The sequence below is a fragment of the Streptomyces sp. NPDC057654 genome (genome assembly GCF_042800135.1).
Classification (GTDB): domain Bacteria; phylum Actinomycetota; class Actinomycetes; order Streptomycetales; family Streptomycetaceae; genus Streptomyces.
The window spans coordinates 4,773-11,065 of record NZ_JBHVHQ010000219.1 but is presented as its reverse complement, the minus strand read 5'-3'; the positions used below and the strand labels follow the sequence as shown (position 1 = coordinate 11,065).

The 6,293-nt window shown below is 73.8% G+C and carries 7 protein-coding genes; 3 read left to right on the top strand and 4 right to left on the bottom strand.

Translation table 11 applies throughout. From position 1 onward, the window contains the following. Window positions 1–568, bottom strand: a 568-nt coding sequence (locus ACFU99_RS18375) for a YbfB/YjiJ family MFS transporter (RefSeq protein WP_384392882.1), incomplete at its 3' end; no start/stop codon positions are given. Window positions 569–786: 218 nt separating this feature from the next. On the opposite strand from ACFU99_RS18375, the gene ACFU99_RS18370 reads away from it, so the two are divergent. Further along, a complete protein-coding gene (locus ACFU99_RS18370) occupies window positions 787–1,662 on the top strand; it encodes a LysR family transcriptional regulator (protein WP_384392879.1) in 876 nt (291 codons plus the stop codon). 219 nt (window positions 1,663–1,881) lie between these two features. On the opposite strand, the gene ACFU99_RS18365 is transcribed toward ACFU99_RS18370, so the two are convergent. Next, entirely contained in the window at window positions 1,882–3,042 is a 1,161-nt protein-coding gene (locus tag ACFU99_RS18365) for an iron-containing alcohol dehydrogenase (protein ID WP_384392876.1), read from the bottom strand. 124 nt (window positions 3,043–3,166) lie between these two features. On the opposite strand from ACFU99_RS18365, the gene ACFU99_RS18360 reads away from it, so the two are divergent. Beyond that, the gene (locus ACFU99_RS18360; protein ID WP_384392873.1) at window positions 3,167–4,138 is read left to right on the top strand and encodes a LysR family transcriptional regulator; all 972 of its coding nucleotides are present in this window, start codon (window positions 3,167–3,169) and stop codon (window positions 4,136–4,138) included. 24 nt (window positions 4,139–4,162) lie between these two features. On the opposite strand, the gene ACFU99_RS18355 is transcribed toward ACFU99_RS18360, so the two are convergent. Further along, window positions 4,163–4,690, bottom strand: a complete 528-nt coding sequence (locus ACFU99_RS18355) for a YcxB family protein (protein WP_384392870.1) — start codon at window positions 4,688–4,690, stop codon at window positions 4,163–4,165. 109 nt (window positions 4,691–4,799) lie between these two features. After that, window positions 4,800–5,759, bottom strand: coding sequence for a DMT family transporter (locus tag ACFU99_RS18350; protein WP_384392868.1), 960 nt, complete (start codon window positions 5,757–5,759; stop codon window positions 4,800–4,802). A gap of 73 nt (window positions 5,760–5,832) precedes the next feature. Between ACFU99_RS18350 and ACFU99_RS18345 the strand changes: the two genes are divergently transcribed. Continuing rightward, window positions 5,833–6,293 (top strand): LysR family transcriptional regulator (locus ACFU99_RS18345; RefSeq protein WP_384392865.1); only part of this gene is annotated, 461 nt, incomplete at its 3' end.

Genomic DNA, 6,293 nt, shown 5'->3' with positions numbered 1-6,293 from the left:
GGGCGACGAACCAGCGGCGGGTGCGGGGCCGGCCAGCCGGCTCGGCCGCCGCGGAGTGTTCGGCCGCGTGCCGGTGCGGGGCCAGCGGCCAGGCGAGCGCGGCGAGCACCGCGGCGAGGGCGGCGCAGGTCAGCCAGGCCGCCTGCCAGGTGGCGGCCGCCTGGACGGCGACGACCAGCAGGCCGGACAGGGCGATGCCGGCGCCGACCCCGCCGAAGGCCCAGCCGACGAGGTGGTGGGCGTGTGCCCGTAGGCCGGTGAGCATGGCGCTGACGGCGATCACGAAGGTCAGCGCGCTGGCCGCGCCCGCCACGAGCCGCAGGGCGAACCACGCCGTGCCGTCGTGTGTGGCGGGCATCAGGGCCAGCGTGCCGACGAGCACGACGAGCGATCCGCGCAGCGCCGCCGCCGACCGTACGACGGCGGGGGCGGCGATTCCGGCGAGGGCGCCGAGGAGGTAGCCGATGAAGTTGGCCGTGGCCAGGTTCGCCCCGAGCGCGGCGGAGAGCCCGGCCTGATCGCGCATCAGCGGCAGGATGGGCGTGTAGACGAACCTGCCGACCCCCATGCCCGCGGCGAGCGCCGCCGCTCCCTGGGCGACGATGGCCCAGGGGGATGTCGTACGGGGCGGAGGCGGGGGCGGGGTTGACGGGTGCACGGCTGCGGTCACCTTCCTGTTCTCCCGGCGGTTCTCCTGCCGGCGTTCGGGGGCTGCCTTCGACGCTAGGCAGCCCGTACGCGCCTGAGAAATGCCCGTTAGGCTGCTGCTATGCATGACGCGCATGGATGCCGGTGAAGGCCGCGACGAGCATGGACATCGAACTGCGCCATCTGCGGGCCTTCAGCTCCGTCGCCCGCCACCGGTCCTTCTCGCGGGCCGCCGAGGAGCTCCTGATCACCCAGCCGGCGCTGAGCCGCACCATCGCGCAGCTGGAGAACCGGCTGAACGTGCTGCTTCTGGACCGGTCCTCGCGGCATGTGGAGCTGACCGAGCCGGGCGCGCGGTTCCTGGAGCACGCCGAGCGGGTGCTGGCCGCCCTGGACGACGCCCTGGCCGCCGTCCGGCACAGCGGGTCCCTGCGGCTCGGCTTCAGCTGGCTGCTGCCCGACCCCTGGGCGCAGCGGACGTTCAGCCGCTTCGAGGAGGACACGGGGGCGTCGGTCGGCCTGACCCGCACCGACGATCCGGTGCGGGCGCTGCGGCAGCGGACCGTGGACATCGCGCTCGTCCGGGGCGACACCGAGGTGCCCGCGGGGATGCGGACGGTGCGCCTGTACGACGAGCCGCGGGTCGCCGTCTGCTCGGACCGCAGCGACCTGGCCCGCTTCACGCGTCTGGACTGGGCGGACGTCCCGTACTGGGCGCTGGTCGTCAACACCGTCAGCGGGACCACCGGCCCCTGGTCGTGGCCCGACGGGCGGCGTCCGGAGCGGGTCATCGAGACGGCGAACTACGACGAGTGGCTGGAGACGGTGGCCGCGGGCCGGGGCATCGGCATCGTCCCGGAGGTCGCGGAGCGGCGCGCCCAGCATCCGGCGCTGCGGTTCATCCCGCTCACCAACGCGCCGCCGAGCCCGCTGCGCCTCGTCCATCTGCCCGACACGCAGCGGACGCTGATCCGCCGCTTCCTGGACGCGGCGCTGCGGAGCGCCGCGGAGTGACGCGCCCCGCCGGTCAGCAGCCGCGATGCGCGGCGGGCAGGGATGCGTCGCGGCAGGCATGTCACCCCGGCCCCGCCGGTCCCTGGCGTGGGAGGCGCAATCGGCGGCCGGCGGAGTTCCGGCCGGGGGACGACGCCTCGGCTCGGCACCTCGCGGCCGAAGCGGCTGCCGCGCCGAGCCGCTCCGGCCTGCCGTGTGAGCCGTCCCGTTCGGGGCGGCTCAGGCGTAGATCTCGGCGTAGAGACGCTGGATCTCCTCCGCGGTGGGCGCCTTCGGGTTGTTGGCCGGGGAGCCGGACGCGAGGGCCTGCTCGGCCATGAGCGGCGTCAGGCGGAACCACTCGTCCTTGTCGATGCCGTAGGACGCGGGGGTCGGCACCTCCAGGTCCGTACAGAGGTCGCGCAGCGCCTGTACGAGCCGGGCCGCGGCCGACGCGTCGCCGTCCTCGCCGGTCGCGGCCCCGAGCGCGCGGGCGCAGTCGGCGTACCGGCCGGGCGCGGCGTCCACGGAGAAGGCGGTCACGGCGGGGAAGAGCATGGCGTTCGACAGGCCGTGGGCGACGTGGAAGTGCGCGCCGATCGGGCGGCTCATGCCGTGGACGAGTGCCACGCTGGAGTTGGAGAAGGCGATGCCGGCCTGGGTCGCGGCGAGCATCATCGCCTCGCGGGCCTCGGCGTCGCCGCCGTCGGCGTAGGCGCGGCGCAGATGGCGGCCGATGGTGCCGATCGCGGTGAGGGCGAGGCTGTCGGCGAACGGGTTGGCCTTGCGGCTGACATACGCCTCGACGGCGTGGGTGAGGGCGTCGATGCCGGTGTCGGCGGTGAGCCGGGGCGGCATCGACAGGGTCAGTTCGACGTCGACCACGGCGGCGAGCGGCAGGAACGCCGGGCCGGCGCAGAGCATCTTCTCGTCCGAGGCGCTGTCCGTGACGATGGTGAACTGGGTGGCCTCGGAGCCGCTGCCGGCGGTGGTGGGGACCGCGATGACCGGCAGCGCCGGGCCGAGGTTGACGCGCGGGGCCTTGTATTCGCGCATGTGGCCGCCGCGCACGCCGAGCAGGGCGAGGGCCTTGGCGGTGTCCATCGGGCTGCCGCCGCCGAACCCGATCACGGAGTCCGCGCGGTGCTCGCGCAGCGCTTGTACGCCCGGCGCCAGGGAGTCGGTCGTCGGGTCGGGCACGGTGCCGGAGAACACCAGCGGGTGCAGCCCCGCCTTCTTCAGCGTCTGCGCGAGCTGCCCGGCGGCGCCCGTACCGGCCAGGAACGCGTCGGTCACGATGAGCGGGCGGCTCAGCCCCAGCCCCTTGGCGACCTCCCCCAGTTCGTCGGCGGCGCCGCGGCCGATGCGCATGATCCGGGGCAGGGACAGGTTCGCGGTCATGGTGAACCTCTCATCAGGAGGGAGCGGGGCGCTCTTGGCGGTTCGACTCTGGCCCTGCCGGTGATGTGCGTTCAAGCACCAAAAATGCAGACGGGATGTGCGGTTTCGCAGATATGCTGGTCAGGTGCCCTCTCCTCGTTCCCGTACGGCCGATATGAACGCGACGCCTGCGCGGCGGGGCGGGCGCGGCACGGTCGATCCCCGCCGGATCCGCGCCGACGACCTGCGCTATCTGCTCGCCGTCACCCGCACCGGGCGGCTGGTGGCCGCGGCCGACGCGCTCGGTGTGGACCACACCACGGTCTCCCGGCGGATCGCCGCGCTGGAGAAGAGCCTCGGGCTGCGGCTGATGGAGCGGGGCGCCGAGGGGTGGGCGCTCACGGACGCCGGGAAGGCCGTCGCGGAGAACGCCCGCGCGATCGAGGACGCGCTGGCCCGCGTCGCCGAGGCGGTGTCCGGCCAGGACTCGCCCTCGCTGCACGGCACCGTGCGCGTCAGCGCCCCGGACGCCTTCGGCACCGTGATCGCCACCCCCGCGCTGGCGCGGGTCCGCCGGGACCACCCCGACCTCCAGGTCGAACTCATCACGGCGACGCGGCAGTTGACCCTCCATCCGTCCGGCTTCGACCTCGCCCTGGCCATCGGCAGGCCCGCGGGCAACCGCCTGGTGACCGAGCACCTCACCGACTACGCGCTGGGGCTGTACGCGAGCGGCGAGTACCTGGACCGGTGCGGCTCCCCCGAGTCGGCCGCCGAGCTGCGGGACCACACGCTGATCTTCTACATCGAGTCGATGCTCCAGGTCGGCGATCTCGACATCGAGCGCCATCTGCCGGGCATCACGCCCGCGTTCTCCTCCACGAACGTCTTCGCCCAGCTGGAGGCCGCCCGCCTGGGAGCGGGCATCGGCGTGCTGCCGGCCTTCCTCACCCACCGCTCGGGGCTGCGGCGGCTGCTGCCCCAGGAGGTGGACATCCGGCTGCCGATCACCTTGGCCGTACGGCGGGAGGCGGTCACCCATCCCGCCGTACGGGCCGTACGGGACGCGCTGCGCCAGGAAGTCGCCGGGCGCGGGGGCGAGTTGCTGCCGGAGTGAGGAAGTTCCGAGTGCTCGCGTGCCTCAGACGCGGGTCATGTGCCGGTCGAACAGGGCGCGCAGCCGCTCGACGTCGGCCTCGTCCCGCACGCCGTGCTTGGGCAGGATCGTCAGGCAGGAGGCGTGCTTGTCGGCGCTGAAGAGGACGAACACCCGGGGCGTCTCGACGTAGCGGGGCATCGCCTGCCAGTTCTGCGCGCTGGTCTGCCGCTCATTGGCGACGGCGATGCCGGTCTCGTCGACCACCGTGCGGCATGCGCCGTTCGCGGCGGCGATCTGGTGGAACCGGCGGGCCTGCAACCGCGGCGCGCCGAGCAGCGCGAACAGCACCGCCGCGGGCACCACCATCAGGGGAAGGTCCACGCTGCCCTTCTTCACCCAGCCCAGCACCGCGCCGATGAGCAGCATCGCGGCGGCGGCGATCAGCAGCAGCCGGGTCCGGCGAGCGGCGGCCGAGGCCCGTGCGCGGGCCCCCAGGCCCTCGCGGAAGTCCTCGATCGTCGCCAGGTACGAGAGCTCGACTCTCGCCCGAGTCTGCGGTTCTGCGGACACGCGTCTCCTTTGCGCAGTAGACAATTCGCCTGAATTCTATCCATGGTGCGGGCGTCCATGATCACCAGCGGCTTGCAACCGCTGGCAGGGACTCGCATGTCCGACCAGCTCAGCGGCCGTCGGCGGCCGCGGCAGGGCGGCTGTTGTACCAGACCACCGCGATCACCAGGACGCAGCCGGCCGCCTGGGTCGCCGTGGGCCGTTCGCCGATCAGGGCGCCGAGACCGAAGGCCATGACGGGCTGCAACAGCAGCAGCGCGGCGGCGACGTCGGCCGCCAGCCTCGGCAGCGCGGAGGTGATGAGCAGCCAGGCGAGGACCTGCCCGACGAGCGCGAGGGTGATGAGCCAACCCCAGGCGGGCCAGCCGGGGTTGACGTCGATGCCGGTCCACAGACCGCCCAGGGCCGCCGCCGTCGCCGCCGCGGCGGCCGTGGAGACGCACACCGGCGAGATGACGTGCCGCTGCCCGCCGCCGAGCCTCATGAGCAGCAGATATCCGGCGTACGCGAGGCTGGCCGCGACCCCGTACAGGACGCCGGCCACGGGGTCGCTCCCCGGCTCCGCGTGTCCGATCGCCCCGGCGGCGAGCGCGACGCCGAGCAGCATCAGCGGTACGAGGAGCAGGAACCTCCGCGACAGCGGCGTGCCCGAGACCACGCGGGCGAGCAGCGGGAAGAACACGACCTGGAGGTTGAGCAGCACCGTGGAGACGGAGGCGCCGACATTCAGGACGCTCGCCGCCCAGAAGACCATGTCGACGCCGAGCAGCGCCCCGGCGCCGATGTCCATCAGCAGGTGGCGCCGCGACCGCGGTCCGACCTTGCGCACCTCGCGCCAGGCGAGCGGTGCGAGGACCACGAGCGCGAGCGCACAGCGCAGGAAGGCGGCGGTGCCGGCGTTCGTACCGGACAGCTTCACGAACACGGCCGAGGCCGAGATGCAGGCCGAGCCCGCGATCGCCATCAGCACCGCCGGGTCGCCGCGGCCCCGTATGCCGCCCCGGCGTGGGCCGTCCAGGTGTGCGCCGGGCGTCACGCGCGCACCGGCCGAGTTGTTCCTCACCGTCATGCGATCACCCTGCCCGCCCTGAAGCACAAGGAAAAGCAACAGGTTCGGAGCAAGATTCGGTAGCATTTGTAACGTGTTCAGTGTCGACCGCCTCCGGGCCCTGGCCGCCGTCGCCGCGCACGGCTCGATCGCCCGCGCCGCGGAGTCCCTGCACATCACCCCGTCAGGGCTGTCCCAGCAACTCGCCAAGCTGGAGCGCGAAGCGGGCCACGCGCTCCTCGAACCCCAGGGCCGAAGCGTCCGGATCACCCACGCCGGCCGCGTGCTCGCCGCCCACGCCGAGCGGGTCCTCGGCCAGCTCGCCGCGGCCGAGGCCGACCTGCACGATCTCAACGACGAGGTGCTGGGGCCGCTGCGGATCGGCGGCGTGGGCAGCGCGGTACGGACCCTGCTCCCCCGCACTCTGGAGTCGCGGGCCGCCGCGCCCCCCCCGCGCCCCCCCCCCCGCAACCCGTGGCGTTACGTTGCACGTCGCCGCCCGCCCCCCCCCGCCCCCGCTCACAGCCGCTGCCCGGATCGGGGGGGGGCGCATCG

Bases quoted from the DNA above. Each gene is read 5' to 3' on its own strand.
- ACFU99_RS18370 (WP_384392879.1), top strand. From the start codon at position 787: ATGCCGGTGAAGGCCGCGACGAGCATGGACATCGAACTGCGCCATCTG.
- ACFU99_RS18365 (WP_384392876.1), bottom strand. From the start codon at position 3,042: ATGACCGCGAACCTGTCCCTGCCCCGGATCATGCGCATCGGCCGCGGC.
- ACFU99_RS18350 (WP_384392868.1), bottom strand. From the start codon at position 5,759: ATGACGGTGAGGAACAACTCGGCCGGTGCGCGCGTGACGCCCGGCGCA.